The sequence below is a fragment of the Nocardia stercoris genome, from assembly GCF_003696265.1.
In the GTDB taxonomy this organism is placed as follows: Bacteria; Actinomycetota; Actinomycetes; order Mycobacteriales; family Mycobacteriaceae; genus Nocardia; species Nocardia stercoris.
The window spans coordinates 78412-105229 of record NZ_RFFH01000017.1 but is presented as its reverse complement, the minus strand read 5'-3'; the positions used below and the strand labels follow the sequence as shown (position 1 = coordinate 105229).

The following is a 26818-nucleotide window of genomic DNA, read 5'->3' as shown; positions in this document are numbered from 1 at the left end:
CCGTCCGGCCGATGTCGCCGCCCGCTCACAAGCTGGGTCGCGATCAATTGGCTGACCTATCACGTCGACAAGTTTGTCAGACGGCGCCTCCCGATCACCACACCGGACACCGACCCGGACGGCACATCCGGCGGCGCTCCCGGCGATGAGCCCGAGAGTCTCGCAGATGATCACCCATTCGATGGGTATATCACCGTTCCGGCAGCTGTACATGCCGCGGCCGGGCAGCACCTAGAGTGGCTATACGACTCGGACGAGGGTACCGCGTCCCCGCCGGACCTGACCCGAAACCTGATGGCTCACAGGATGCTCCCGGCTGGACCCGACTCGAACCCCCCACGGGCCTGACCAGCAGACATCGCATCGCCGACGAAAACACCCACCGCTGTGCTCGCATTATCGCAAATCAAGCACACTGCAGTGGGTGTCGAGATGTGCCCGGAGGGGGACAAATCCGCTAAATACACGCCTCTACTTGCGGAAATGGTCGAGCGGGGAGTCGTCCAAAGAAGTGGATGATTTCGGGCTTGGTCCCGACGCAGCGGGCTGGCGGTGGCCAGTGGCGTCGAGTCGTGCCGGATGCGCAGGTTCGGGCCCACGGGGCGAGGTCGCCGGACAGGGCGATCGAGTGCGGTGCACGGTGTCCACGACCAGCGCACCGGAGTGTGCCGATGCACCGACGCAAGAACGTCCGCCGCCACCGACAGTTTCTGCCGCCGCTCCGCTGTTCGCGGTCGGGACCTGCACCAGTGTGGCTGCGCTCATCCGGCCTTCAACCCGGTTCGCCACGCCGCCGGCCGGGCATGACCGGCGCGACACGATCAGGAAAGATGGCACCCGAGCTCATCACAAATCACCGACTTCAGCAATCACCCGACTCGATGACCCGTCGCCGGATCCCCACCGAGCGGGTCACCACGACGCGCTGCGACCTCGGCCTCTCGGCGTCGCGGCCCGTCCGCATGGATACCGCGGCTGCAGGCGACAACTCCACAACCCGTCGCGCGGCACGAACCCCCGGAGGCCGCCGGTGTCGGGCGTTGCAGACCAGTTCGTCGCGTTAGCCGATCGTTTGTCCACATACCTGCGGAAGTACGTTCAGGAGGTCCACGCCCAGGCGGGCCACCTGATCGATAGCGGGTTACGAGTGCCGCAGGAGCTGCTGGACAGTGACGCGGTGGGGGCCGGGCAGATTCGGGATGCGATGCGGGCCGAGAACTCGGCTGCCCGAAAGGACGCAATCGAACCGGATCGGGGTACCCGCGCAGAGGCGTTGACTCCTCAGTTGCCGGAAGGGCAGCGTCCCATTTTTCCTGATCGCCAGAACGTAGCGAAGATCGTGCACAGCGCTGGCGCACGGAGGGGAAACTTCGGTATCGGCGAAGGTGGCCGAGCCGAAGCGGATGCTGCCGGCCTGGCCTGGGTCGGTGTCGATGCGCGCCGGCTGCCGTATGGAGACACCTACCGCCTGGTCAGCAAGGATGGGTTGCGGCAATATCGTCCGCCTCAGCAGAAGCCGTCCGGCCGCGGAGTGGAAGCCAACTACGAGTGGCGGTCCGAATCCGGCAGGCACTGGGAAAGCAATGCCCACCTAGTGATCCAGGAGCGGTGATGAAAGCCGAACTCAAGGGAATCCATAGCCCGGACGCCGATCTCACCGACAGCGCAGACGTGCTTTCCGTCGATACGCTGCTGGTGCAGTTGATGATCGGCCCGCAGGACGCACCGGGGGAGGAGTCTTTCGACATCGTTGTCTGCACTCCCGAACGGCACGCGCGGGCCGGCGACGCGCGCGGGCCCGAACCGGATGAATACACACTGGTCCTCGACCGAATCGATCTTGCACTGATTCGCCGATACATCGAAAACTTCCTGCGAGATCTCGAACGTCCCACCTGGGAAGAATTGGCTACGGAAATAAGCCGCATCGGCAAGTGGGAATTCCAGGACTACCGCCCCCACCCGGGCGAGGTCGAGTAGACGTTGGCCGAGCACCCCGGACTTTTCGGGTTCTCGGTGATAGGCGGCGTGCCAGAGCAGCGGGCAGGGCGCCGCGAGGAAGGATCTGAGACCGTTCAGCCGCCCACCTGTTGCCACGGAGAACAATCGGCGAGCCTGTTGGGTCGTGGGCAGATCATGTATCCAGAGACGTTCGCATCCGCGATGAGCTCGGCGAACTGCTGGTGGAACGGCGTGGGTCCTGCCACGATGCGGTCGGTGGTCGTGAGGAAGTGCACGACTTGGTTTCCGCCATCGTGGAGGTTGTCGGGGGCAAACGCCAGGACGTACACCAGAGTGACCGGTGTGGGGATGACGTCCATTCCGTCGGCAATGTCGGAAGGGGCACCGTCTCTCCCGTAGATGAAGGCATGCGCTCCCGACACCTGGACCAGGTCGTTGTGCCACTCCAGCTTTGACTCGGGCGGTTCCCGGTAGCCCTCCGGCTTCTGAAGTGACAGCACCGACGACGCGACCAGGATCGCCAGGCCAGCCAGAGTTGCCACGACAGAAGCCGGGGTGGGGTCGATCTTTGTCTGGCCATCAGTGTCCGTCGTCGCCAGCGCGCGATCTGTCGGTGGCGGTACCTGCTCAGCAGCTTCAGTTCGGTCCGGTTCCATCCCCACATGGCGATCGCGACGATCGGAAAGCAGGCGAAGAACCCGGTCAGATCGAATGCGGGCGAATCGGTCCAGGCTGTGGGCAAGGGCACCAGAAACAGAAGCCACCAGTACACGGTGGTGACGATGGCCGTCAGCAAGGTGTACCTGGGCACGGAGTGGTTGTGGCGCACGGTCCACCGGGCCAGTGTCACCAGGAGACGCAGTGCCAGCCAGAGGACCGCGGCGAAGGTGACCAATGTTGTTGTGATGAAAACCGGTCCGAACCATCCGAAGGCCGAGATGCCGCCCTCGCGCACCGCCTCGAGCACGTCGTTGGTCGACTCGACAAAGCTGAGGAACAGCCCTCCGGCCACCAGAAGGGCAACCTGCAGCATGAGCGACGACGGTCTGGACCTCGGACGCCTACCCTCGAGTAGTAGCGCGTTACGAACCCGCTGTCGCTGGTAGGCCCAAAAACCCTGCTGCCGGGCGTTGTTGAGGTGATCGATCCGTTCAATCTCTCGATGAATCGCACGAAAACACTCACCGCGGTGCTCGACCGAAAACACTCACCACGGTGCTCGACCGAAATCTCAGGTCGAGCGCACCGCGATGGATCTCGAGATGTGTCCGGAGGGGGACACATCCCCTAACCACACGGATCGAACTGGGGAAATAGCGCAGCTGACTGGGCGGAGCCGCACACATCGTTTCGAAACTCCGCCCTCGTTGGGCGTGCGCACCGCGCAGTGGCCGGCCGTTCCCGGACGGGTGGCCCTCCGGCCGTGAGCGGCCCCTCAGTGGCGTGTGGTGATGACGACCGGTTTGATCTCGGTGGGGATCGCGGCCAGGGCCGAGACCGGGACGCCGAGCACGGAGGCGGTGACGTCGCGGGGCATCGAGTTCATGGCGGCGAGCAGGCCGATGTCGTCGCTGGTTTCCGGTGCGCTGGTGTTGAAGACGATCAGCAGCTCGAGGGGTGCATCGGTGCGGGCGTTCTCGAAGTAGTGGAAGAAGCCCTGCGGGGCGAAGACCAGATCGCCGGCGTGGGCTTCGAATACATCGGTGCGGTAGCTGCCGTCCGGATGTGTGCCCAGCAGTGTCCATTTCGCGGTGCCGGAGATGTGGTAGTTCAGCTCCCAGGCGGTGGGATGCCAGTGCGGTTCGCGGATGCCGCCAGGTTCCAGCCGGACGAAATAGGCTGCGCCGTTCTGGCCCGCGAGCACCGGGAAGTTCTGTTCGTGCGCGCCCTGGAGCGTGCCGCCGTCGAAGCGGTCGGGGGAGGCGGCCGTGAGGTGGAACAGATGGGTCGATCTGTTCAGGTTCGCATCGACCTCGCTCGCACTGGGCAGCGTGCTCGGTGTGGTGTCCGCGCAGGCCGCGGCGGCGGTCAGCCCGGCTCCGAGCGCCGCGCCACCCAGCGCCGCCGCACCAGCGCCCAGTGCGGACCGGCGATTCACCGTGGGCTGGTCCTCGGGTAGATCGTCGGACATGTCGCTCCGTTCTGGCGCAGAAGGGAATTGGCGATGCCTCCGAACTCGTCTTCGATCCGGAAAGCTTAACGTCGCGGCGCGGGCGCGGAGCGAACGACTCGCGCGCCGCATTCGTCGCCTGCCTGCCGGTACGGCGGCACGGTCCGGGCTCGAACGGCGTGGCACCCCTCCGACGAAAAGGCATCGCATGAGCTGCGTGACAACGTCTTTCGAGCGTCCGTTCGTCGTCGCCAACCACGACTGTGTTCGTTCCGAAGCTTCAGACAATGCGCGACGGTGTGGCGAGGAAGGCCGACCTCGTTCTCGGCGCTGCCGTTCTGCGTCGGTGTGGCGAATTTCCTCGAGGTCGAGGCAAGATCGGAAGTACAACGGCGGCTTGCTCGTTGAGACCCTGAGGTCACTGACGAAGGAGATCATGATGGCGGAAGCGTTCGTGCTCGGTGGCGTCCGGACCCCCTTCGCGCGGTACGGTGGTTCGCTGTCGCACATTCGCGCCGACGACCTGCTGGGGATGACCATGAAGGGTGCGTGCGAACGAGTCGGCGTGGGGCTCGATCAGATCGAGGACATTGTCGCGGGCTGCGTCAACCCGGCCCACGAAGGTATGGGTGATGTCGCACGGTGGGCGGCACTGGCAGCGGGATTCCCCGACACGGTGGCCGGAGCGACGATCAACCGGTTCTGCGGGTCGTCGCTGAGTGCGACGATCAATGTCGCGCACGCGATCGCAGCCGGGGATCTGGGCGTCGGAATCGCCTGCGGCGTCGAGTCGATGTCGCGGTCGGGATGGGCGTACATGAAGGGCGACGCCGCGTTCGGCCCCCGCGGCCCGGTCATCCTGCTCGACACCATGTGGGCGGGTGCGGGTGGTCCCGCCAATCCGGCGCTGCTGGCGCGCAATGCTTACATCGGAATGATCGAGACCGCACAGAACGTCGCCGACCGCTACGGGCTGACCAGAGCGGAAATCGACGCGTTCGCGCTCAGGACGCAACGAAATGCCAAGGCGGCCAGGGATTCCGGGCGGCTGGCCAAGGAGATCATGCCGATCGAGATCGCCGCGACCAAGAAGACCCCCGGCCGCCTGTTCGAGCACGACGAATTCATCCGCGACGACACCACCGCCGAAGGGCTCGCGGCACTGCCCCCGCAGCCCGGCACGACGCAGATGACCGCAGGGAACTCGACGCCACTGACCGACGGCGCCAGCGCCCTGGTGCTGGCCTCGGGTGAACGAGCACGCGAACTCGGCGTCGAACCGTTGGCGCGGGTGGTGTCGTCCGCGGTGTATGGGATCGATCCCCTCTATATGGGTCTGGCTCCGGCGTGGGCGCTGCCACTGGCGATCCGACGTGCGGGCCTGACAGCCGACCAGATCGACGTGTGGGAAGTGCACGAGGCATTCAGCGCCCAAGCGCTGGGTGTGCTACGTGAGCTGCCCAACCAGCTGGGCGGTTTCGTCATCCCCGACGAGAAGCTGACTCCGAACGGCGGCGCGGTGGCGATCGGTCATCCGTTCGGCGCGACCGGTGCCCGCTACGTCCTGACCCTTGCCACCGAACTGCGGGAACGCAACGCGCGGTACGGCGCGATCGGAGTGTGCATCGGATCCGGTCAAGGAGTCGCGATCGTTCTCGAAAACCCGTCCGCCGCTTGAAGAATTTCACCGAAGGTACGCGGTGCGTCGCATGTCTCCCCCGCGCGGTCACGAGAACGCCGACCGCGCGCGGGGGGAGACATGATCGGGTCCATGCTCATCGATACGGACCCACGCGTGCCGCGTCGAGTGTGGGTCTAATCGGCCGCGCGTAGATCGAGCCGGAGAACGGAATGGCCGGCTGTGACCCTCTCGTCAACAATGGGGGCGACGTTGGACAGCAGGTGGCGGGCCGCGGTGTTTTCCGCGAGCAGGTCGGCGCGAAACAGGGTGATGCCCGCGTGCCGTGCTTGTTCGACGAGCCGGTGCAGAAGTTGACCTCCGACGCCGTGGTGCTGCCATTCGTCGGCGATCAGTATCGCGATTTCGGCGGTATCGCTGTCGACGGCGTCTCGAGCGAACCGGGCGACGCCGGCGATACCTCGGGCGTCGACGGCGACGACGGCTTCGCGTTGTCCGGGCTCCAGGTCGAGTAGACGGTCGAGTGTCGGCTCGGTGAGCATTTTGACCGCGCCGTGGAAGCGCAGGACGGCGCTGGTGGGTGAGACCCGATCCGGCAGTCGGCGTAGTGCGGCGCGATCCGCTGCGGTGAGGGGCCGGATGGTCGGACGTGCGGTGGCGGGGGTGGGATCGTTGTCGTTCATATCTACGGCGCGACTTCCGCTTTGGTCGCGGCCGACGTCGACGTCGTGAGCGTCCGGTCGTTGGTCATTCGCTTCTCCTCGGTGCGGGTAGCGGCAGTCCAGGCTGGCTGAATCGGCGGCGGGAGGCTCACTGTCGCGCGGTCAAGGCCTTCGCGGCACGCTTTTCGTCGATCGGCTGGAAGTCAGGATAGGCACCTTCTGGCCCCAGGTGACGGCGCCGCAGACGTGATTGCACCGGCGATCGGCTCCGGTCGGCTCGCGGGCACCGGTCCCCGGGTGCCGACCAGGGATCAACACTGGTTCGACGAGCCCGGCCCGAGCGCACTCTGACAGATGCAAGCACCACCGCTGGCATCTGAACAACAAGGAGTGCAGGGCTATGAACACCACACGGGTTCCCGCGCTGAAGCTCGAAGCGGTCGTCATCCCGGTCGCCGACGTGGACCGCTCGAAGAAGTTCTACGACGGTCTGGGCTGGCGCCTCGACGCCGACTTCGAGTTCGACAACGGCTTCCGGGTCGTGCAGTTCACGCCCCCGGGATCGCCGGCGTCCATCCAGTTCGGCACGAACATCACCAATGCCCAGCCGGGCACCGCCGAGGGCCTGTACCTGGTGGTCTCCGACGTGCAACAGGCGCGCGACGCACTCGCGGCGCAGGGCGCGGAGATCAGCGAAGTCTTCCACCCCGGCGCTCCTGGATCGCAGTTCCAGCCCATGTCGGGTGACGGGCGCGTAGCGGGAGCGGCGGACGAGCGGGCGAGTTACGGGTCGTTCGCGACCTTCACCGACCCGGATGGCAATGCGTTCCTGCTCCAGGAAGTCACCATCCGGTTCCCCGGCCGCGTCGAGGCCGCCGAGACGTCGTACGCCACGACGAGCGACCTCGTCGCCGCGCTCGAACGCGCTGCTCTCGCGCACGGCGCGCACGAGGCCCGCAACGGCGGTGAATACGACCGGGCCTGGCCGCAGTGGTATGCGGCCTACATGGTCGCCGAACAACACGGCGAAGAACTCCCCGAGTAGGCCATCGCCGGCACAGCAACAACCAGCCGAAAACCGATGCAGCACAAGCAAGGAGAAAGACGATGACAACCATCCGAATGCACGCGAACACGCGTGTGACACCCGAGGAATTCGTGGCAGCCCTCACCGACTTCGGTCCGGACCGGTCGAAGCTGTTCGGCAACAGCGACGGCGAGTACCTGAAGGTCCATTCCCTGGGCGACGGTCAGGCGGACGTCACCGAGGGGTCCGGCGGCGTCTGGGAGCGCCTCCGCTACGACTGGAGCAACCCGCAGCACGTGGTACTCACCACCACGGCGTCCAACGCGTGGGGCCACGCTTCGGGCCACACCTACGACCTGACCCGGCGCGCCGACGGCACCACCGATGTCGACTACGTGGTGGTGCGGGAGGGCAAGAACCTGCGCGGCTGGTTCCTCGGCGCCGTGCTCGGCACGGTCGGAAAGAGCGTGCTGACCAACGCGTTCCGCAACTCGGTGTCCGCGATCGAGGCTCGCAAGGAGGTGCGGTCGTGACCGCGGTGGACAAGGTGATCGTGACCGCGGTGGGCACGGACCTCGAGAACAACATCGCCCTGGTATCCGAGGCGAACCTCACGGCAGGCGCCGGTGAGGTCGTGGTCGAGGTCGAAGCGGCACCGGTCAACGGCGCCGACACGCTCTTCGCCATGGGCTGGTTCGGGGTCTATCCCGAAGTGCCCGCGGCGATGGGTGCCGAGGGCGTGGGCCGGGTCGTCGCGGTGGGGTCGGGCGTGGACGCGGCCCTACTCGGGCGGCGCGTGATCATGATCCCTACCTTCCGGTTCGGCACCTGGGCGACCAGAACGGTGGTTCCCGCAGCCAACGTTGTTCCGGTCCCCGAGGACGCGGACCCCCTGCAACTGGCGATGCTCGCGGTCAACCCGGCCACCGCCCACGTGCTGCTGCACGAGTACGTCGACCTGGAGCCCGGCGACTGGATCGGTCTGGATCTGGCCAATTCGGCTGTCGCCCACTACCTCGTCCCGCTGGCGAAACGGGCGGGGCTCGCGGTACTGGCCGTCGTCCGGCGTGAGGCAGTCGTCGACGAGGTGAAGGATCTGGGCGCCGACATCGTGCTGGTCGACGGCGAGGATCTGTCTGCCCGGATTGCGGATGCGCTTGCGGGAGAACGTCTTCGGGTTTTGTTCGAGGGCACCGGTGACCCGGCCCAGGTGGCCCGGCTGGTGCCGGCGGTGGCAGACGGCGGCACGGTGGTGGCATTCGCGTCGGCGACGGGACAGACACCCGCGATCCCGCTCGCGGACTTGATCTACCGGGGCATAGCGCTGCGGTCGGTCTACATCGTCGGCTAGCTGCACAACGCACCGAGCGAGAAGGTTCAGCGGATGTACACCGAACTCGCCGGCCTGGTGTCCGAAGGAGTGATCGGCGCCGAGATCACCGCGACCTACCCGCTCGAGGACTTCGCCAAGGCAATCCGGCACGCCCAGCAGACCGAGCGCAACGGCAAGGTCCTCATCGTCCCCGTCACCCGACCCTGACCGCGCCCGTGGCGCGTGCCCGACCGCACGCACCACGGGCGCCCCCACGGAGATCGCCGACACAACACTACGAAACAGAGCGAGAAGCACATGACCACGACCGAGATCGCCGAGCAGTCCCAGCTGACCGCCCGGATCCACACTGTCGACGCCGCCAACGGCGTCACCTACGCCTACCGTCGCTTCGGTAACACCGCCGGAGCGCCGCCTTTGGTTTTCCTGCAGCACTTTCGGGGCAACCTCGACAACTGGGACCCGATCCTGGTCGACAGTCTCGCCCAGCACCGCGAGGTGGTGCTGCTCGACAACACCGGCGTCGGTCTGTCCACCGGAACGGTCCCGGTGTCGGTGACACAGATGGCGCGCGACGCGATCGCGTTCCTGGACGCGCTCGACCTCGACGAGGTCGACCTGCTCGGGTTCTCGCTCGGCGGCATGGTCGCCCAGGAGATCGCGCTGCTGCGGCCACGGGTCGTGCGCCGGCTCGTGCTGGCCGGCACCGGGCCGCGCGGCGGCCGCCAAATGCACGGCTGGACTTTCGATATCGAGCGCACCGCGATCCAGGCGGACAACGGACTCGAGGATCTGCTGCACATCTTCTTCGGCGTCACCGAGAGCAGCCGCGCACTCGGCATCGAATACGTGCAGCGCATCTTCAGCCGAACCGAGAACGCCGACCGGCCCACCGGCCCCGAGGTCGCGCGAGCGCAATACGACGCGATCGTCGAGTGGGGAATCCCGGACCCGAGCAGGCTGGCCCGCCTGGCGGGTATCACCGCGCCGACGTTGGTGGCCGCCGGAGACAACGATCTGATGATCCCCACGGTGAATTCGCAACTCCTCGTCGACCATCTGCCCAACGCCCGGCTGCGGATCTTCAGCGACGCGGCCCACGGGTTCCTCTTCCAGTACCCCAGCCAGTTCGCCACGCTGGTAGACGAATTCCTCGGCGGCCGAACCGCGTAGCGGCGCGTGCGGTACGACACGAGGGCGGTGGCTAGTGTGGCGGGATGGCCGCCACACCGACCACCGCCCTTCGCGGTCGCACGGAGGAACTGTCCCGCCTCGACGACGCCCTGTACCGGGTTCGGCACGGTGCGAGCGGTGCGCTCGTGCTCCGCGGCGAAGCCGGTATCGGCAAGACCACGCTGCTGGCCTACCTCTCGGAGCGGGCGACCGGATGCCGGGTGGCCGCGGTGACCGGGATGGAATCCGAGCTCGAACTGCCGTTCGCGGCCCTGCACCAGTTGTGCTCTCCGATGCTGGATCTGATTGCGGGCCTGCCGGATCCGCAGCAGCGGGCGTTGCGGATCGCGTTCGGATATGTGGCGGGGGATGCGCCCGACAAGTTCGTCCTCGGGCTGGCGGTCCTGGGGCTGTTGGCGGAGGCGGCGAACGACCAGCCGGCCGTGTGCCTGATCGACGATGCCCAGTGGATCGACGACGCGTCGATCCAGATCCTGGGTTTCGTGGCCAGGAGGCTGGCGGCGGAGTCGGTGCTGATGGTGTTCGCGGTGCGCGAGCCCGAGGGCGAGAAGCTGCTGGCGGGCATTCCCGCACTCCCTGTCTCGGGTCTCGGCCACGACGCGGCGCTCGCGCTGCTGACCGCGACCCTGCCCGGGCAGTTCGACAGCCGGGTTCGGGACCGAATCGTCGCTGAGACCCGGGGGAACCCCCTGGCTCTGCTGGAGCTGGCCCAGCGTGGAAAGGCCGAGCTGATGGGCGGGTTCGCATTCCCCGCGATCGGCGCCGGCAGCCTGCACGACCACTACGTGCGGCGGATTCGAGCGCTACCTGACCCGACTCGGCACCTGTTGCTGCTGGCCGCGGCAGAACCCACCGGAGACGCCACCGTGCTGTGGCGGGCCGCCGAGTCACTGGGCTTGCGGCCCTCCGCCGCGGCACCCGCAGGGGAGGAGCAGCTCTTCGAGGTCGGGGGACAGGCGCGGTTCAGCCACCCGCTGATTCGCAGTGCCGCCTACGCCGCCGGAACCGCCGAGGAGCGCCGCACGGTGAACGCCGCCCTGGCCGATGCGCTCGATCCGGAGTCCGAGCCGGAGCGCCGGGTCTGGCATCTCGGCGCCGCGACCACCGGACCCGACGAAAAGGTCGCGACCGCGCTGTACGACGCGGCCGAACGGGCCAGGACGCGCGGGGGTGTCGCGGCGGCCGCGTCCTTCCTGCAGCGGGCGGCGGCGCTCACCGCAGACGCACGACTACGCACCGAACGAACCCTGGAGGCGGCGCAAGCGCAGCTCGACGCGGGACGATACGACACGGCGCTCGGTCTCGTCGCCGAAGCCGAGGCCGGCGCGGTCGACGAGCTGCAACGCGCCCGCGCGGATCTGGTGCGCGGTCTCACCGGCCGTGCGGCGAGATCCGGCAGCGACGCCGCATTGGCGCTGCTGCGGGCGGCTCGGCGCCTCGAATCGCTCGACCGAAGGCTGGCGCGCGACACCTATGTGGACGCGTGGGGTGCCGCATTGGTCGCGGGCCGCCTGGCCGATGCGGACGCCGACCTGGTGACGGTGTCGGGAGCTGCCTGCGCGGTACCGGCCGCGGATCCGCCGGATCCCGCCGACGCGCTGGGATCCGGGCTGGCCACCATGGTCACCGCCGGAACGGCGGCCGCGGCGCCTGCGCTCCGGGAGGCAGTGACGTACTTCCTCGATGCCGAACTCCCCACCGATGTCTTCCTGCGCCGCGGTGTCCTGGTCGCAAACGCGGCCCTGTCGCTGTGGGACTTCGAGGCATGGGACGCGGTCAGCAGCCGGCACGTGGAGCTGGCCCGTCGAGCCGGAGCCCTTGCGCCGCTGGCCAATGCGCTCAACGCACATCGCGTGGTGGCGCTGTGGCGCGGCGACGTCGAGCACGCGCGTGCTCTCGGCCTGGAGGAGCAGCGGGTCAAGGAAGTCACCGGAACACTGCGGGCGTCGTACGGCGATCTGTTCCTGCTGGCCTACCAGGGAAACGCCACCCGGGCCGAACCGGTGCTCGCGACGGCGGCCGCTGAGGCCACGGCTCGCGGCGAAGGGCTGGGACTGCAGATCACCCATCGCGCCACTGCGCTACTGCAGCTCGGTCTCGGCCGATACGACCTGGCCTTCGACGCGGCGGTCCGGGCGGCCGACGGGAACCTCGGTCCGTTCACCGCGCAGGCGCTGCCGGATCTCGTGGAAGCCGCCGTACGCAGCGGGGCCGTCGCGGCGGCGATGACCGCGCTGGACCGATTGACCACCTACACAGCGGTTCCGGACTCGGATTGGGCTGCCGGGTTGCTGGCTCGCGCACGGGCCCTGACCGGTCCCGACGACACGGCCGAGCATTTCTACGCCGAGTCGGTGGACTGTCTCGGGCGCACCCGCCTTCGCTTCGAGCTGGCCCGCTCGAGTCTGTTGTTCGGTGAGTGGCTGCGCCGGCAACGCCGGCGCGGTGATGCGCGCACCCATCTGAAGCGAGCCTTCGAGGAATTCGTCGCGATGGGAGCCGACGGCTTCGCCGAACGTGCCCGGCACGAGCTGCTCGCCACCGGCGAGAAGGTCCGCAAACGGACAGCCGATACCCGTAACGATCTGACCCCACAGGAGCACCAGATCGCGCAGCTGGCGCGCGACGGCCGCACCAATCAGGAAATCGGCAGCGAGCTGTACCTCAGTGCCCGCACCGTAGAATGGCACCTGCGCAAAGTCTTCGACAAGCTGGGGATCACTTCCCGACGCGGCCTGCGCGACGCGCTGCCCGACCGCGTGGCGGACCGCGTTCGGGCTGAGTGAAGGCCGGCGAGGTGGTCGTTCTCGCTGCCACCCCGCCGCAGCCGGTTGCCGTCAGCCGACCGTCACATTGTCGAGCGCGACGGTGACGAGGATCGGATCCGCTACGCGGTGTCCGGACGCGTCGCGGCCGTAGACGACGCGGTTGGTCGGCAGGACGATGCCGTCGACACTCAGAAAGTCGCTCGAGTAATGGGCGGCAGGCGAATTCGCCGAGATGTCGACCTCGTAATCACGCCGGCGAATCAGGCCGTCGGCGTCGATGTAGAGCACCTGAACGGCACTGTGCGTAGCGATGGTGTCCGGGTATCGCACTCCTAGCCGCCGCCAGGTCTGCCCGTCCTCATGCCAGGTGCTGAGCTCCTCGGTGTACACCCCGGGCAAGGTCAACGAATAGGGCTCGGACAGGTAGGTCCACATGGCGTAGCCGGAGAAATACGCCAATTGCAAAGTCGACCAGGGGGTTTCCAGGGTATGACCGGCGAACGAGTCGCGCGGATCGGCCAGTTCCTCGACCACCCGGGCTGCGGGATCGTCGGTCTCGATCGTCACGCGATCGGGACCGAAGGACAGCCGTACATCGGGTGTCGACGCCGGCCGGAGCCAGGTGCGTTCCTCCTGCACCCGGATCTGCACGGTCGAATCGTCGAGGATCCCGTCGACACCCTTGAGCGTCCACAGCACCCCACCGACGCGCTGATGCGCGGTGATGGTGTCGAGCTGCCGCCAGCGCTCGATACCGCCGTACGCGTTGACCACATCATCGAGTAGATCCATGTCCGTCGCTCCTTGCCTCACCCGCAGGAACATCCCGCGGCATAGAACACGGTCCGTCACTGCGCCTGTGCTTCGCACCCGTGATCACCCCTGGCCGTGCGCCCGGACCATCGGGCCAGGGGTCGGGGCCACGCGAGCGAACCTCGTCGGGGAACGTCGGTAACCCGGTCGGTGCCCGTGGGCGGTGACCGTCATACTTCTTCGGCTGCGAGTGCGGTGATTGCGGCGACCTCTGTGGGCGAGAGTGCGATGCGGCCGGCAGCGATATTGTCCTCGAGGTGCTCGATGCTGGTTGTGCCGGGGATGGGCAGTGTGTGCTCGCCGCGATGCAGCTGCCAGGCGAGGGCGATCTGCCGGGCGGTGGCGTGATGCTCGGCGGCGATCGGATCGATCACCGCGCGGGCGTTCTCATCTCGAGGAATCACGCCGGGATGCCACGGGGAGAATACGATGCCGGTGCTGCGCGCGATCTGCCCGACGGCGGCACCGCCGCGCTCGGCGATGTTGTAATGCACTGTGACCGCGGCGATCTCGGTGATCGCCAGCGCGGTGCGGAGCTGGTCGCCGCTGACGTTGGACAACCCGATGTGGCGGATGAGCCCGTCCTGGCGCAGCTGCGCGAGGGTGGCGATCATCTCCTCGAAGGGCGCATCGGTCATGGTCGGGGTGTGCAGGTAGTACAGGTCGAGGTGGTCCAGGCCGAGCCGCCGGGCGCTCAGGTACGCGGCCTGCCGCAGATAGTTCCGGTTCCCGACAGCACCCAGATCGGTGTATTCGGGTCCGCCGCGGACGAATCCGCCTTTGGTGGCGATCACCAGATCCCGCGGATAGGGGTGCAGTGCCTCGCGGATGAGTTCCTCGTTGGAGTGGGGGCCGTAGACGTCGGCCGTGTCGACGAAGGTGACGCCCAGGTCGACGGCGGAGCGCAGCAGGGCGATGCCGTGGTCGTGGTCGGGGTAGGGGCCCCAGACTTTGGGCCCGGTCAGCTGCATCGCGCCGTAGCCGATCGGGCCCACCGCCAGATCGCCGCCGATGGTCACGGTTCGGGTTGCGGGGGTTGTCATTTCGAGTCCTTTCGATCGACGGAATCCTGATCCATGGCACCTGCGTCGGGTTGGACGAAGTCGGTGCGCGCGCTGAGCCGGGCCCACTTGCGGTCGGATGCGGCCTGCCGGGCGAGGATGTCGGCGGCTTCGGCGGCCACGACTTCGGAGAATCCGCCGAACTCGCCCCGGTGCGGCTCGCGGCCGTCACGAAAGCGCCTTCAGCCGTCGGCGCCGGCGCACCGGCCCGCCCGATTGCGCTGCCACCACCTGTGCCGAGCGCCGTTTCCGGTCAACTGTGTCACTTACTTTGTCTTTCCGGTGCTTTCAGCCCTGCAACGAGCTGGTCGAGCGAACGATGATCTCGTTGACGTCTACGGTGTCGGGTTGGCCGACCGCGTATTCGATGGCGGCAGCAATGGCGGAGGCGTCGAGACCGACTGTGGCGAGGGCGCTGCGGACCCCGTCCTGTAGCTCGGGTGTTCCGCCGGAGTGAGTGAGTTCGGTGCGGGTGAGCCCGGGATTGACCAGGGTGACGCGGATGTCCGGAGTCTCCTGGCGCAGGCCCTCGGAGACAGCGCGCACCGCGTATTTCGTTGCGGAATACACCACCCCGGTCGGGTCCACCCGCTCGGCCGCGGTCGAGGCGATGTTCACGATGTGTCCGGACCTGTGTACGCGCATCGACGGCAGCACCGCCGCGATGCCGTGCAGCACGCCGCGCAGGTTGACGTCGATCATTCGGTCCCAGTCCTCGACCCGTAGGTCCGCGACCAGCGATAGCGGCATTACACCGGCATTGTTGACCAGCACGTCGACCCGCCCGTGGCGGGCGAGCACATCGCTCACGACAGCACGCACATTCTCCGGGTCGGTCACATCCAGCTGCGCGTACTCCGCGTCGTATCCGGCTTCCTTCAGCTCGGTGACCAGTTGAGCCAACCTGTCCACGCGCCGCGCACCCAGGACGACGTGATGTCCGGCCGCGGCCAGACGGCGGGCCGTGGCCTCGCCGATACCGCTGGACGCACCGGTGACCAACACGATCTTCGACCTGTCCATTTTCTGCTTCTCCTGTCAGTGGTGTACGGGACCCATTCAGGACACCACTGGAGTGAATCGCCAGGTAGAGGGCAGTTTTTACCGGGGTACGGCATACCGGGGGCACAAAGTTACCCCCTCTGCGGCCCACCCGTCGTTAGCCTGGGTGATCGTGATCGAAACCGACCTTCGGGAGTTCCTACGGTCCCGGCGGGCTCGCGTCAGCCCCGAGTCCGCCGGCTTGTCCCCACACGCCGGAGTCCGGCGTGTTCCCGGACTCCGGCGTGAGGAGGTCGCCCAGCTGGCGGGGGTCAGCGTATGATTAGTGGCCCCAATTCTTTTGGGAGTGGTCACTGTGTCGAATGCCCTGGTCGCGGGTGCCGGTGGGTTGATTCTAGACATTTATGCGCGGGTATCGCGGGTCGGTGACGACCGGCAGCGGTCTACCGGCGGGCAGGTCGGCGACTGCCGGGTCCGGGTCGCCGAACACGGTGCGACCGTGGGGGAAGTGTTCGTGGACCAGGGCCGGTCGGCGTGGAACCCGCGCGTACGCCGCAAAGCGTGGGAGTCGTTGATGGAGCGCCTGGAATCAGGCGCTACCGGGGGTGTGGTGGTCTTCGACATGGCGCGGTTCTCCCGCCGCCCGATCGAGGGAGAGCGACTGATCCTGGCCGCCGAGAAGGGCCTGGTGATCCTTGACAGCGAGGGTGAATACGATCTGTCGACCGCCAACGGCCGCAAAACGTTTCGTGATCAGCTGAACGCAGCAGCCTACGAATCCGATCGCCTGTCGACCCGTGTGAAACGCGGGAAGCGGCTGAAAGCGATTGGGGGCGAAACGAATCACACCCATCGCCCGTTCGGGTACGAGCGTGACGGCGTCACCGTGAGGGAGTCCGAGGCGGTGGTGTTGCGGGAGATGGTGACCCGGCTGCTGGCCGGGGAAAGTCTGCGCAAGATCGCGATCGATCTCAACGGGCGCGGGATCACCACGACCGTGAAGGCGAAGTGGTCCGGGGACAAGGTGAAACGAGTCGCGCTCAATCCCCGCAACGGAGGGTACGTCGCTCATCTGGGCGAGATCGTGGCGCGGGCCCCGGGCACGCCGTTGATCGGTGAAACCGACTGGGAACGGCTGACAGCGCTGTTCACTGCGCGAGGCAAAGGCCGGCCTGCCTCGGCGGAGTACGTGTGCTCGGGACTGGTCCATTGCGGTCATTGTGGCCGTGGATTGACCGGGCGGCCGAACCCGAATCGGGGCTCCTACCCCGATGGTGGGGTGCGGCGGCGGTATTGGTGCCAGAAGCGGGTGACCGGGGGCGGCTGTAACAAAGTGTCGGTGGACATGCGGATTTTGGATACCGCGTTGGGGTCGCTGGTGGTGACGATCCTGTCTGACCCGCGTCACGCCGAAGCAGTCAACACCGCAGCGGTCGCAGCGGCGGAGAAACGCCGCCCGATCGCGGACGATCTGGCGACGGCGGAGGAGCTGGCGACTCAGTTGTCGGGGCGGTTGGGTCGCGGGGAGATCAGCTTGGAACGTTACGACGCAGCCGTGGAACCCCTGGATCGGCGGATCGCTGAGCTGCGCGGCAAGCTCGACGCGCTCGATGCTGTTCATGCGGTGGATGATTCGCAGGAGGCGGTGGCGGAGTCGGTGGAGGTGTGGACCGCGCGGTGGGACGCGGCGAACGTGGCCGAGAAGCGGGCGTTGATCAAGCGCGCGCTGCGGGGCAAACGGGTGAAGATCATGCCTGCCACGGTGCGGGGTCCGGTGTTCGACCGGGACCGGGTAGTGGTCGAGGACCGGACCGCCACCGCGTAGGCCGGGCGCCGAGTGACCGAGCCCCCGCCCACAGGCATCCCTCATGGCATGCGGTCTGGGCGGGGGCTCCACGATCTCGCTGCGTTCACGAGTGTGCAGCGAGATGTCGTCTTCTGACGGATTCCGGTCCTCAGCCGGTCGTCTCTAGGCGAATCCCGGACTCGACTGGCGGCGTGCTGCTGTGGCTACTGCCGTGCGGAAACTGTTGGTGGCCGCTGACATTCGCCGACACCAGCGCGTCAGGCGGCGTGTGGCCGTTGCTGCGGGCCGCCGGCGTGGGTGGCAGTGGCCCGGCGCTGGTCGATGCGGGCGACGATGGCGGCGATGGCGTCGATCTGGTCGCGGTCCAACGGCGGCCAGGCGCGGGTGTAGTTGCGCCAGTAGTCGATCCAGTCTTCGTCGAAACTCAGCTGCTCGGGCTGGGTTTGACTGGCGCGGGGTGGGCGGAGTCGGCGGACGTTGTCTGCGGTGGTGTCGTCGGGCATGGCGGGGCCTTCCGTGATCGTCCGGGCGGGGCGGCGGCTGCCAGCGCTGGCGGGTCGCCGCCGGGGTGAGCGGGCGGTGGGGCTCACTGATTAGTGTCTGGATTTCGGCCGTTTTTGGACAAGGACCGGTGAGCATCACAACGGCCCTGGTATGCGCGGCGTGGCGTGGTCACGGTGCCGACGGGTCCTCGCGCCACAGTGCGGGGCATCGCGGCGGCGGTACGGGCAGGCTCACCAGCCCGCCGCTGGTGTGCGGGACCTGTTCGGACTCGGGGACCGGTGGTGCCACGGTGCGGGCGGGCCATACCGCGGCCAGCTCGTGCAGGAACAGGCGGCCGGAGGTGGTGGGGCCCAACGGTATCCACACCCGGTCGGCTGGGCCGGGATGCGGCGCATCCGGATCCAGCAGAGCGGCGGCAGCGGTCGCGACCGGCACCTGTTGCCAGTTGGGCAACTTCGCCCACACCTTGTGCAGGGCCACCCGGGCGTGTTTCTCGCGTGCGAGGCTGGGGAACCAGAACAGGACCGGGGTGACGACGCCGGTGGATCGGGCGAGGTCGGCATAGCCGAACAGTTTCGCCGCGACGCGCGGCAGGCTGGTGGTGGCGAGGTCGTACTCGAGGAAGAAATCCAGCACCGCGGTCTCTGCGGTGGTGGTGTGCGTGTAGCGGCCGTAACCGTCGGGGCGGGCGAGGTCTCCCCACCGGCGTGCGGCGCGGGTCTGCGACCACCAGATCACCAGTTCCGGTGTCCCGCCGCCGATCCCGGCCCCGGTACTCGCGTCGGCCGGGTCGGTCCGGTGGTCGGTGGTGGCGAGTGCGGTGAACCATTCGTTGATGCCGAGGGTGTGGTTCAGGTGCAGGCTGTGGGCGATGGTCTCGGCGTGATGGGGCAGGTAGCCGAGCTTGCGTGGCTCGGTCCCGGCCTGCGCCGCGAGAATCGTCGCGCCGGCACGGGCGAGGACCCAGTGCGAGGGCGCGCTGCCGACCGGGAGCAGGGGCCGGAACCGGTCGAGGACCCCGTAGGAGTGCAGGCGGGCGAGGCGGCGGCGGGCGAGGTTCTCGGTCGGGAACGCCAGGGCGGCGAGATGCATGGTGGTCAGGACGCGGTGCTCGTGCAGCATCGCCAGGATCCACGAATCCCGGGCGGTGAGCTTCGAAACCAGGTGCATGGGGTCGATCGGCGAGCGGGGGGTGCGGGTGGTGTGTCGGTCGCGCTGGTTCATGTCGGCGGGGCCTCCGGACAGGTCGCGAGAGAGGTCGTCTGTACACCTATCAATGTTCGAAAAAATCGCCTTTTGAGACACCGAGACCCTGAATTGTTTCTGAGAATCCCGGTGCCTCGACCGGGTGCGCGGATTTCACGAAACCCCGTCGGGTAGCGGAGTATTCGCGTGAGTGGGTTGGAGATGTTCTCCGGGAGCGTCTCCGAAACGTCTCTGTACCATCTCCGCTACAGGTAGCAGCGGGTTTTGCTTGTGGTGCTGCGCCACAGGCGTGCGAGTGTTGCAATCGGGTTGCCTGATGTGGTCGGAGACGTGGCGGTGATGTTCCGGAGAGACTGCGTTCGGGTCTAGGGGGCTTTCCGGGAGGTTCTGTGTTCTGGCGAGATTCGGACTCGCCGTCTCGGCGCGCAGCCGACGTATGGCTCCGTGCACTCGGCGACGGCCGTGGGGCCGAACGACGCGCGTCGTTCGGCCCCACGGGGACTTCTACGGTGCTCTCTCGCTGGTCAGGAGGCCGGGTCGAGGGTGTATTTCTTCGGCCGGGCGCTGGTCTTGCGGGCGGTTCCGAGCGCGGTCAGCTTTTCCAGGGCATTGTGCACAGCCCCGCTCGACCGCCCGATCGTCTTGCCGATCTGGTGCGGGGTGAACTCGCTGCCGGGGTGGTCGCGCAGGAAGTCCTCGACCTGTCCCCGTAACGCGCCTGCCGCCAGCCGTACCGGCGACTCCTGCTGCCCCGCTGCGGCATCGGTCCCGGCGGCCGGGGCGTCGGCGGCCTGGGTGGCGCTGTGACCGTCGTCCGTGCCGTTGGCGGGCTGTTGCGGGCCGGGTGTCCCGTCGGGGACGGTCAGGGCGGGCTGGTCGGCGCTCGTGTCGGGTGCCGGAAGCGGGGTGGCGTCGGTGGGTTCGCCTGCGGCATGGTCGGTGTCGGGCTCGGGGCGGGTCAGTGGTCCCGCATCGTCGTTGTCGGCGGCAGTGTCGGGCTCGGTGGTGGCGGGAGTCCATCGGTCGGCGACGCGGGGGCCCGCCTCGGTACTGCGCAGGCGGAGCGCGGCCCCCACGGTGGCCCAGCGCGAGAGGATCGCGCGGGCGGTCGATGCACCGGTTCCGGCGGCGTCCGCCAGTTCGGCGGCGGTCGACCCCGGATGTGCTGCGAGGGTGGGCCACAACGCCTTCTCCGCGTCGGTGCGCAGCAGCGGCACGACCGCCGATGGCGTGGCCGGACCGCTGTTCGTGGCGGTGGTGGCCGAGGTGGGGTCGGTGGTGTTGGTTCGTGTGGACATGACAATGCCTCCCAAGCATTCAGGGGTGAGTGGGTGTACTGGTCATGTCCCGGCCGGGACGGAAACCGGGCCGCTCCGGGATATTTCCCCGTTCGCGGTGCAGTTCCCGTAACTATGGACGCTCGATACCGGTGCCGATGTCAAGCGGATGTGAAGCGAAACCCGTTTACGCGCAGGTGATTCCACGTTCCCGTTGCCGGAATTCTGTCACCGGATACTCGCTCGGTTGCGGGAGTTCGACTCGGCCGCCGCACGATTCCGGTGCCCGAATGTGTCGCCGGATCTCGAGGCGGGTCGGACACTCGGCGTGTGGCGACCAACACGGGAATGAAACGCGCTGACCGCGACTCGAGAGTATCTTGAACCGCCGGCACTGTGGAGGCGGAAAGGAAACGACAAATCGAAAACTAATGATAACTAAACTGAAGCGAGGATGAGCGGCATGTTTATCGCACCGAAAAGCCCCGCGTGCGGGCGGGGTGATCATGTTCCTAGTCTAACCAGTTAGGAACAATCCCGGGTTGGAGACGCTGCGGCGGAACATCGGTCTACCAGCTGTTATGGCGGCCGATGGTGTGGTATTGGGTGGGTTGATCCAAAGGCAGCCGTCGGACAAGCCCCCGGGATATTGCACGGAATACCCCACGGAATCCGTTTCAGTATCACCGAAACAGTTGGAATACTCGATTATTATCCGCTACCGAATGTGGCGCCATCAGAGGCCGCATTCGGCCATCCCTGGCCGACGTTTCAGGGGCCGTCGGTGGTGCGTCGGATCGGATCGGATTTCGATATTACTATACATTCTTGTGTCCACATTCGGTGGTCGGCAAGCATGGCATCCTTTCCTGTGGCCGAGTGCGTTGCCTCGCCGCAGGCCGGAATCAGAGGGTGTCGACGTCTGTTCCTGCCCGCTCTTCGTCGACTCCTCCGAGGTGATAGTCGGAGCTTCCAATAATTCCTTGACATTGCCCCTATATGGAGCGTCCATGGACGTGTGGGAAACAAATAGATTACCGCCGGACGTGCGTTCCCCTGATGTCGAATCGTCCGGTCTACGCGCGACATTTATTGATTCGAGGAGTGAACCGTGCCCCCGACCCGAGAATTCACCGGACGCCGACACCGTAGGGAGTATCGGTGATGACGAGCCCGCACCCCGCAGCCCGCGCCACGAGCGGCGTCCCCGACCCGTATCGGGCCGATACCCGGGCGCGCCCGCACCGGGTGAAGCTACCGCCGTTGTGCTACGGCTACGTGCGCACCGACTTGATCGATACCGACCGGATCGGTGAGTTCGACGAGGAACTCGCGCTCATCGCGCGAGTCCAGTTCGGGCACGAACTCGCCGGGGTGTTCCACGAGCCGCCTCCGCAGAACTGTCAGCTCCCGCCCGCGCTGGTGTGCTTGGCCACCGAATGCGCACGCGCCGAAGCGAACATGATCCTCACCCCGGTCGGGCACCTGTCCGGGTTGGCAGTGGCCCGGATGTCCATCCTGGACTACCTCGCCGCCAAGACCCCCGCCCATGTCATCGAGATCCGCATGACAACCTGACCTGCGAAATTGGCACCGAGACCGGGCTGGCAACTCTACCGAGTCGCCAGCCCGGTCTTCTCTCGTCAGTGGCCGTTCCACAGCGGTGCGCCTCCTACCGTGGAGTACCGGGATAGGAGATGCCGTCGAGGTGGTGACGCATGCTGTCCAGGATCCCGGCGATCCTTCCGGGACCCCAGGAGGCGACCTCCGCGTTGTGGTTCATCGCCTCGGAAACGAAGTTCAAGACGAACACGTCACGCAGCACGAGGAACGGTTCGAGCAGTTGTTCGAAGTTGTCTGGGAGGCTCACGATCCGGGAGTACCCGTCGATGAAGGTTGCGTAGAACTTCTCGTATTCGCCTGGGGCTTCGGCGATTCGGTGGATGCTGGACAGAACGGTTGCGATGTCGAGGATCGGGTTGCCCCATCCGCAGTCGTCGAAGTCGATGATGCCGACCGCACCGTCCGGCATGCCGATCATGTTCTCGCGGTGGAGGTCTCCGTGTATGCGGAGTTCGATGTCGTGGTGACCGGCCATGGCACGCCTGAGTTGTTCGCCGATCGCTTGGAGTGTCGCGCGTCCGTTCTCTCCGAGGTTGGCTTGTGCTGCTGGGTTCACCGTGGTGGCGCCAGTGGTGAGGATGGTGTCGAGGTTCCAGCGCGGGCGGTCGAATGGGATGTCGACGGTCGCGGCGTTGTGGTGCAGGTGTGCGGTGGCCGCTCCCATGCCGGCGGCGTTGGTGGGGTTGTGGAAATCTGGTTCGGCGGTTCCGGGGACCCAGTGGAGGATGGCGAGGGTCGCCTCCTCCGGGTGTCCGGGGATGTCGAGGCTGAGTACCGGCTCGCCGGCTGTGGTTGTGATCGGTGAGGGAACGGCGACTTTCTCGGTTTCGGCGAGGCTGGTGAGCCAGCGCATTTCCGATTTCTGTTGCGGCACTGTTCTTCCGGCGCGGACCGACAGGCGGGCGACATACGGCTGGCGTGGTGTGTCGATGCGCCAGACCGCGTTGTCTTCGTACTGCTGCAGGGTCATTTCGGCGTCTGTGTCGATGTCGTATCTGCTGAGTTCGGCGCGGACGGACTGCTCCAGCACAGCGAGCTGCTCGTTGTGCCCGAGAGCGGAAAAGCTGGTCATCGGTGGTGCGGTTCCTCTCGTCGCTATCGTCGAATGTCGGTGGTGGGTGACGCTTGGTTCGGTACGCAGTCGTCTCCGGGGGTGGTTTGAGTGGCTGCGAGTTCGGCGAGCAGCTGGTAACGGTAGCGCTCCCATGCGGCCCGTATGTGGTCGTCGTCGGTGTTTCGTTCCGCTGGTGGGTGGGTGAGCAGGGTCCGGATCGCGGCAGCGGTGGCTGCGACGTCATCGACGGGCACGAAAGTGGCAGGGCCCGATTGCGCGCCGTCTCGGTGTCCAGGGATGTCGGTGAGGATCAGGGGCAGGCCGTGTTGGCAGGCTTCGAGGATCGAGATGGGGATGCCTTCGAATCTACTGGTGGAGATGAACGCTGCGGCGCCTTCGAGAACCGTATGAACGACGTCGCGGTGCCAAACCGCACCGAGCCAGACCACTCGATCACCGATATGGAGGTCTTCGGCCAGCCGGTGTAGCGCGATGGTCTGGTCACCGTCGCCGATGATGACGAGCCGGACGTCGCTGGGACGGTCTCGGGTGGCCTCGGCGAACGCCTGCAGCAGTGTGTCATGGCCTTTGTGCTGGTAGAGGCTCTGGACTGCGACGAGGTATCCCGTTGCGGTCCATGACCAGGGCGGGGGCTCGGGAGCGGCGTGTATGGGTTCGATGGCGTTGGCGAGCGTGACGACCTTGTGGCCGGGAATTCCGACGTCGTCGAGCAGGAATCGTGTGGATCGGCCGCCGACTGCGATGATTCGGTCTTCGCCCGCTGCCAGTAGGCGGTCGAGCAGGTTCTTGGTCCGATTGCGCAGGTGAGAGTAGTCGGAGTGGCAGAACCGGATCACTCTCCGGGCGGTCAGTAGTGCCGGCCGGATGGTCGGGTAGAGGCGGCCGTCGCCGAATTCGAGGATGACGACCCGGTCGTGGACGATCTGGCGCAGGAACGAGTGCCGCTGCAGGGGGTTCGCCGGTGCGGTGACGAGGTGGACGGCGGGTGGGAGTTCGAAGACGAGAGCGTTGTCACGTCCGGGGTCGAGGACGCAGACCGTGACGTCGTAGTTGGCGTCGAGGAGTATTCGGACGTGGGACAGCAGGACGCGTTCGAGGCCGCCGACCGTGAAGTGCCGCAGGATCAGCACGATGTGGTTCATCGGGTGCTCGCTTCCGCGGTGGTGAGGCGGTGGACTTTGTGTTGCGCTGCTTGGGCCAGGGGTCGGACTTCGAGGAGATCGATGTCGACGTGGGGTGGCCGGGTGGCGACCCAGCTGATGCAGTCGGCGATGTCGGCGGGTGTAAGGGGTTCGGGGACACCGGCGTAGACGGCGTCGATGGCGTCCCGGTCGCCCCCGAAGCGCCGCTGCATGAACTCGCCTCCCTGGGCGTTGCCGCGCATCATGCCAGGGGCGATTTCGCTGACTCGGACCGGTGTTCCGTTGAGTTCGAGTCGGAGTGTGGAGATCAGGGCGGCGACGGCGTGTTTGCTGGCCGCGTAGGCGGCGCCGCGTTCGTAGGCGACGCGCCCGACGGTGGATCCGATGACGATGATGTGGCCGTGGTTGCGGGTGAGGTCGGGCAGGAACGCTTTGATGCATCGAACGACGCCGACGACGTTGGTGTCGTATATCGTCCGCCATTCGTCGGGGTCGCTGTCGGCGATTGTGGCTGCGGTGCAAGGGATTCCGGCGTTGGCGACGAGCAGGGTGAGTGGCTGCGGGTGGTCGGCAACGGTGCGCGCGAGCCGGTCGATGGAGGCGGTGCTGCCGACGTCGAGGTTGTGGGTCGAGGTTCCGTCCGGGTCGGTGGAGTTGGGCAGACGGCGTGCGGCGGCGATGACGGAGTATCCGGTCGCGGTGAGGGTTTCGGCGGTGGCTGCGCCGATGCCGGCGCTGCCACCGGTGACGAGGGCCAGGCCGCGAGAGATGTTGTTGCTCATCGTGTGTAGATCCGTTCAGTGGGTGGGTGCATGAGCCAGGAGTGGGCGGGGTCTGTGTGCATGGCCAAGGTGGTGTCGGGGCCGTGGGCGGCCCACAGGTAGAGCAGATCGTGGCCTCCAGCAGCGGCGACGGTGTGATAGCCGGACGGGACGGAGGCCAGAGCGTTGTCCTCCAGGATGTGCGTGCGGCCGTCAGCCGGGGTTCGGTCGTAGGTGAGCAGGAACCCGAACCCGGTCGCGGGTTTGAGGCGAAACAGGAAGACCTCTTCGAGGTTCGACTCCTCGGGTAATCGGCTGTGGTCGTGCCGATGCGGCGGGTAGGTGGACCAGCGGCCGTCGCGGGCGATGGTCTCGCCGACCAGGAGCCCCGCGGTGTGCGGTGGCGTGACGAAGGTGGTGGCCTCGCGCTGCCACGAACCCTGCCCCCGCTGCTCAGGTGGTGGTGCGGTTGAAGTGGTCGGCAAGTTGATCGTCGGGGGTTGGGTCAGCGGGGCGCGGATTTCGGCGATCTCTGCAGGTGCCTGCCCTGTCCTGATGGTGGCAGCCGTTCCCGGCGGCAGGTACCAGATGGTGGCGGGCGTGGTGAAGGGGTCGTCGCGATGGCCGCTCGACAGCGGGCCGCTGGCACCGAGGTCAACGATCACGCGGCCGGTGATAAGGACCAGCACGATTTCGGCACCAGCGGGCGCGGTGATCCTGGTGCTGGTACCGGTCAGGTGATGCCGGATGAGGGTCAGGCCGTTGGGGGTGCTGATAATCGACATGGCTGGTTCTCCGGTGCGGTCAGGGAGTTCGGAATATGTACGGCGCGAACGGTTTCGGCGGATTCGCGGATCGCGCTGCCGGTCGCGACGGTGAGGGCGGCCTCGGCGGCGGTCGCGAACGACGGTGATCTCCCGCCGCGGGCGGCGCTGGGAAGGGCGGTGAGCATGCGGGCATCGGCGCCGGCGTGCGTGCCGGGCTCGCGGGCGATGAGCCGCGGCCATCCGGTGCCGTGACTGCCGGTGCGGATGTGGACTTCGTGTGGTCCCGCCGCGGCGTTGTAGGCGATCTGGAGGCGGCCGTCGGTGCCCTCGATCGTGCAGGTGTAGCTGTCGTGGCGAGCACCCGGCTGCAGTGTGTATTGGGCGGTCTGCCCAGTGTCGTAGGTGATCAGAGCTTCGATGGTGTCGTGGATGTCGGCGCCGGTTGCTCGGTAGTCGGCTGCGGGCAGGCGGCGGTCCATCCGGCCCCGGACTCCGGTCGGTGTGGCGTCGAGCCACCAGGACAGCAGGTCGAGGTGGTGGCAAGCCTTGGTGATCTCAAGGCCCCCGCTGGCGGCCCGATGGCGGTGCCACCGGTACAGGTAGGAGCGGGCGTGGTCAGTGGTCAGGTGATAGGAGAACTCGACCGTTCGCACGGTTCCGATCAGCCCGGCCTGCAGGCTCGTGCGCACCCAGGTGTTCAGGTTGACTGATCGGAAGTTCGTGGCAACCAGCACCCGGTCGGATCGCACCGATCGTGCAAGTTCCAGCGCATCGGAAAGGGTTGTCGTGAGCGGCTTCTCAACCAGCACGGTCACAGCGGCGGTCAATGACCTCCGCACGTAGCTGGCGTGCGCGGCGTCCGGCGCCGCGACGATGATCAAGTCCGGCTGGGTGTCCGCGATGACAGACTCCACGTCGCCAGGTCGGGCTGCGACGGCTCTAGTGAATTGTGCCGCTGCGCGGTGCGCGGCGCCGATGTCGGAGTCGACGACGGCGACGCACACGGCGGCTCCCGAGCGCGACAGCCAAGGCAAATAGACCTTGTGGGTGCGGGTTCCTGCACCGATCAGCACCACACGTAGCGC

Annotated in this window: 26 protein-coding genes and 1 pseudogene; 12 read left to right on the top strand and 15 right to left on the bottom strand. The window is 67.0% G+C overall.

Annotation, left to right across the window (positions count from 1 at the left end):
- The first annotated feature begins 1030 nt into the window (after positions 1-1030).
- Both EBN03_RS28015 and EBN03_RS28010 read left to right on the top strand, forming a co-directional pair.
- Positions 1031-1612, top strand: coding sequence for a hypothetical protein (locus tag EBN03_RS28015; RefSeq protein WP_122191150.1), 582 nt, complete (start codon positions 1031-1033; stop codon positions 1610-1612).
- Positions 1612-1980 (top strand): Imm8 family immunity protein, encoded by a 369-nt coding sequence (locus EBN03_RS28010; protein WP_122191149.1) that lies wholly within the window; start codon positions 1612-1614, stop codon positions 1978-1980. Before EBN03_RS28015 ends, EBN03_RS28010 begins: the two co-directional genes overlap by 1 nt.
- Before the next feature lie 95 nt (positions 1981-2075).
- On the opposite strand, the gene EBN03_RS28005 is transcribed toward EBN03_RS28010, so the two are convergent.
- The gene (locus tag EBN03_RS28005) at positions 2076-2726 is read right to left on the bottom strand and encodes a hypothetical protein (RefSeq protein ID WP_147471728.1); all 651 of its coding nucleotides are present in this window, start codon (positions 2724-2726) and stop codon (positions 2076-2078) included.
- A 671-nt stretch (positions 2727-3397) separates the two neighbouring features.
- A complete protein-coding gene (locus tag EBN03_RS27995) occupies positions 3398-4093 on the bottom strand; it encodes a cupin domain-containing protein (protein WP_122191146.1) in 696 nt (231 codons plus the stop codon).
- Positions 4094-4511: 418 nt separating this feature from the next.
- Between EBN03_RS27995 and EBN03_RS27990 the strand changes: the two genes are divergently transcribed.
- Complete coding sequence (locus EBN03_RS27990) at positions 4512-5750, top strand: thiolase family protein (RefSeq protein ID WP_122191188.1); 1239 nt, start codon at positions 4512-4514, stop codon at positions 5748-5750.
- 137 nt (positions 5751-5887) lie between these two features.
- Here the strand turns inward: EBN03_RS27990 and EBN03_RS27985 are convergent, their stop codons facing one another.
- Positions 5888-6394 (bottom strand): GNAT family N-acetyltransferase, encoded by a 507-nt coding sequence (locus EBN03_RS27985; protein ID WP_122191145.1) that lies wholly within the window; start codon positions 6392-6394, stop codon positions 5888-5890.
- Between the two features lie 379 nt (positions 6395-6773).
- Here EBN03_RS27985 and EBN03_RS27980 point away from each other — a divergent pair, with 379 nt between their 5' ends.
- The 6 genes from EBN03_RS27980 to EBN03_RS27955 all read left to right on the top strand — a co-directional run bounded on the left by EBN03_RS27980 (position 6774) and on the right by EBN03_RS27955 (position 12713).
- A complete protein-coding gene (locus EBN03_RS27980; RefSeq protein WP_122191144.1) occupies positions 6774-7418 on the top strand; it encodes a VOC family protein in 645 nt (214 codons plus the stop codon).
- Between the two features lie 62 nt (positions 7419-7480).
- On the top strand, positions 7481-7933 hold the full coding sequence (locus tag EBN03_RS27975; RefSeq protein WP_122191143.1) for a hypothetical protein: 453 nt from the start codon (positions 7481-7483) through the stop codon (positions 7931-7933).
- Entirely contained in the window at positions 7930-8751 is an 822-nt protein-coding gene (locus EBN03_RS27970) for a zinc-binding dehydrogenase (protein WP_158675760.1), read from the top strand. The genes EBN03_RS27975 and EBN03_RS27970 overlap by 4 nt, the downstream gene beginning before the upstream one ends.
- Before the next feature lie 33 nt (positions 8752-8784).
- Entirely contained in the window at positions 8785-8940 is a 156-nt protein-coding gene (locus EBN03_RS27965; RefSeq protein WP_122191141.1) for a zinc-binding dehydrogenase, read from the top strand.
- 90 nt (positions 8941-9030) lie between these two features.
- A complete protein-coding gene (locus EBN03_RS27960) occupies positions 9031-9906 on the top strand; it encodes an alpha/beta fold hydrolase (protein WP_122191140.1) in 876 nt (291 codons plus the stop codon).
- A gap of 44 nt (positions 9907-9950) precedes the next feature.
- Positions 9951-12713, top strand: coding sequence for an ATP-binding protein (locus EBN03_RS27955; RefSeq protein WP_122191139.1), 2763 nt, complete (start codon positions 9951-9953; stop codon positions 12711-12713).
- A gap of 51 nt (positions 12714-12764) precedes the next feature.
- Here EBN03_RS27955 and EBN03_RS27950 read toward each other — a convergent pair whose 3' ends face one another.
- From EBN03_RS27950 to EBN03_RS27940, 4 genes are all read right to left on the bottom strand, one after another.
- Entirely contained in the window at positions 12765-13487 is a 723-nt protein-coding gene (locus EBN03_RS27950; protein WP_122191138.1) for a hypothetical protein, read from the bottom strand.
- A 191-nt stretch (positions 13488-13678) separates the two neighbouring features.
- Positions 13679-14551 (bottom strand): aldo/keto reductase, encoded by an 873-nt coding sequence (locus EBN03_RS27945; RefSeq protein ID WP_122191137.1) that lies wholly within the window; start codon positions 14549-14551, stop codon positions 13679-13681.
- Positions 14548-14691, bottom strand: coding sequence for a hypothetical protein (locus EBN03_RS34345; protein WP_158675759.1), 144 nt, complete (start codon positions 14689-14691; stop codon positions 14548-14550). The genes EBN03_RS27945 and EBN03_RS34345 overlap by 4 nt, the downstream gene beginning before the upstream one ends.
- A gap of 166 nt (positions 14692-14857) precedes the next feature.
- Positions 14858-15592: an SDR family oxidoreductase gene (locus EBN03_RS27940; RefSeq protein WP_122191136.1), complete on the bottom strand. Its 735-nt coding sequence runs from the start codon at positions 15590-15592 to the stop codon at positions 14858-14860.
- Between the two features lie 148 nt (positions 15593-15740).
- Between EBN03_RS27940 and EBN03_RS35295 the strand changes: the two are divergent.
- Positions 15741-15890: pseudogene (locus EBN03_RS35295) on the top strand (transcriptional regulator); the annotation flags it as partial.
- Positions 15891-15896: 6 nt separating this feature from the next.
- Positions 15897-17396 (top strand): recombinase family protein, encoded by a 1500-nt coding sequence (locus EBN03_RS27930; protein WP_122191135.1) that lies wholly within the window; start codon positions 15897-15899, stop codon positions 17394-17396.
- Between the two features lie 239 nt (positions 17397-17635).
- Here the strand turns inward: EBN03_RS27930 and EBN03_RS27925 are convergent, their stop codons facing one another.
- The 3 genes from EBN03_RS27925 to EBN03_RS27915 form a co-directional block, all read right to left on the bottom strand.
- The gene (locus EBN03_RS27925) at positions 17636-17881 is read right to left on the bottom strand and encodes a hypothetical protein (protein ID WP_122191134.1); all 246 of its coding nucleotides are present in this window, start codon (positions 17879-17881) and stop codon (positions 17636-17638) included.
- 169 nt (positions 17882-18050) lie between these two features.
- Positions 18051-19106, bottom strand: coding sequence for a replication-relaxation family protein (locus tag EBN03_RS27920; RefSeq protein WP_122191133.1), 1056 nt, complete (start codon positions 19104-19106; stop codon positions 18051-18053).
- A 506-nt stretch (positions 19107-19612) separates the two neighbouring features.
- Positions 19613-20386, bottom strand: a complete 774-nt coding sequence (locus EBN03_RS27915; RefSeq protein WP_122191132.1) for a MarR family transcriptional regulator — start codon at positions 20384-20386, stop codon at positions 19613-19615.
- Positions 20387-21529: 1143 nt separating this feature from the next.
- Here EBN03_RS27915 and EBN03_RS27910 point away from each other — a divergent pair.
- Positions 21530-21943, top strand: coding sequence for a hypothetical protein (locus EBN03_RS27910; RefSeq protein WP_122191131.1), 414 nt, complete (start codon positions 21530-21532; stop codon positions 21941-21943).
- Between the two features lie 94 nt (positions 21944-22037).
- On the opposite strand, the gene EBN03_RS27905 is transcribed toward EBN03_RS27910, so the two are convergent.
- Genes EBN03_RS27905 through EBN03_RS27885 form a run of 5 tightly spaced genes read right to left on the bottom strand, consistent with a single transcriptional unit; the run spans position 22038 to position 26809 of the window.
- Positions 22038-23060, bottom strand: a complete 1023-nt coding sequence (locus EBN03_RS27905) for a phosphotransferase enzyme family protein (RefSeq protein ID WP_158675757.1) — start codon at positions 23058-23060, stop codon at positions 22038-22040.
- Between the two features lie 23 nt (positions 23061-23083).
- Positions 23084-24205, bottom strand: coding sequence for a glycosyltransferase (locus tag EBN03_RS27900; RefSeq protein ID WP_122191129.1), 1122 nt, complete (start codon positions 24203-24205; stop codon positions 23084-23086).
- Entirely contained in the window at positions 24202-24987 is a 786-nt protein-coding gene (locus tag EBN03_RS27895) for an SDR family oxidoreductase (RefSeq protein WP_122191128.1), read from the bottom strand. Before EBN03_RS27895 ends, EBN03_RS27900 begins: the two co-directional genes overlap by 4 nt.
- Positions 24984-25751 carry a 5-deoxy-glucuronate isomerase gene (locus EBN03_RS27890; protein WP_122191127.1) on the bottom strand — a complete coding sequence of 256 codons (768 nt, stop codon included), beginning with the start codon at positions 25749-25751 and terminating at the stop codon, positions 24984-24986. Before EBN03_RS27890 ends, EBN03_RS27895 begins: the two co-directional genes overlap by 4 nt.
- Positions 25721-26809, bottom strand: coding sequence for a Gfo/Idh/MocA family protein (locus EBN03_RS27885; RefSeq protein WP_158675756.1), 1089 nt, complete (start codon positions 26807-26809; stop codon positions 25721-25723). The genes EBN03_RS27890 and EBN03_RS27885 overlap by 31 nt, the downstream gene beginning before the upstream one ends.
- Positions 26810-26818: the final 9 nt, after the last annotated feature.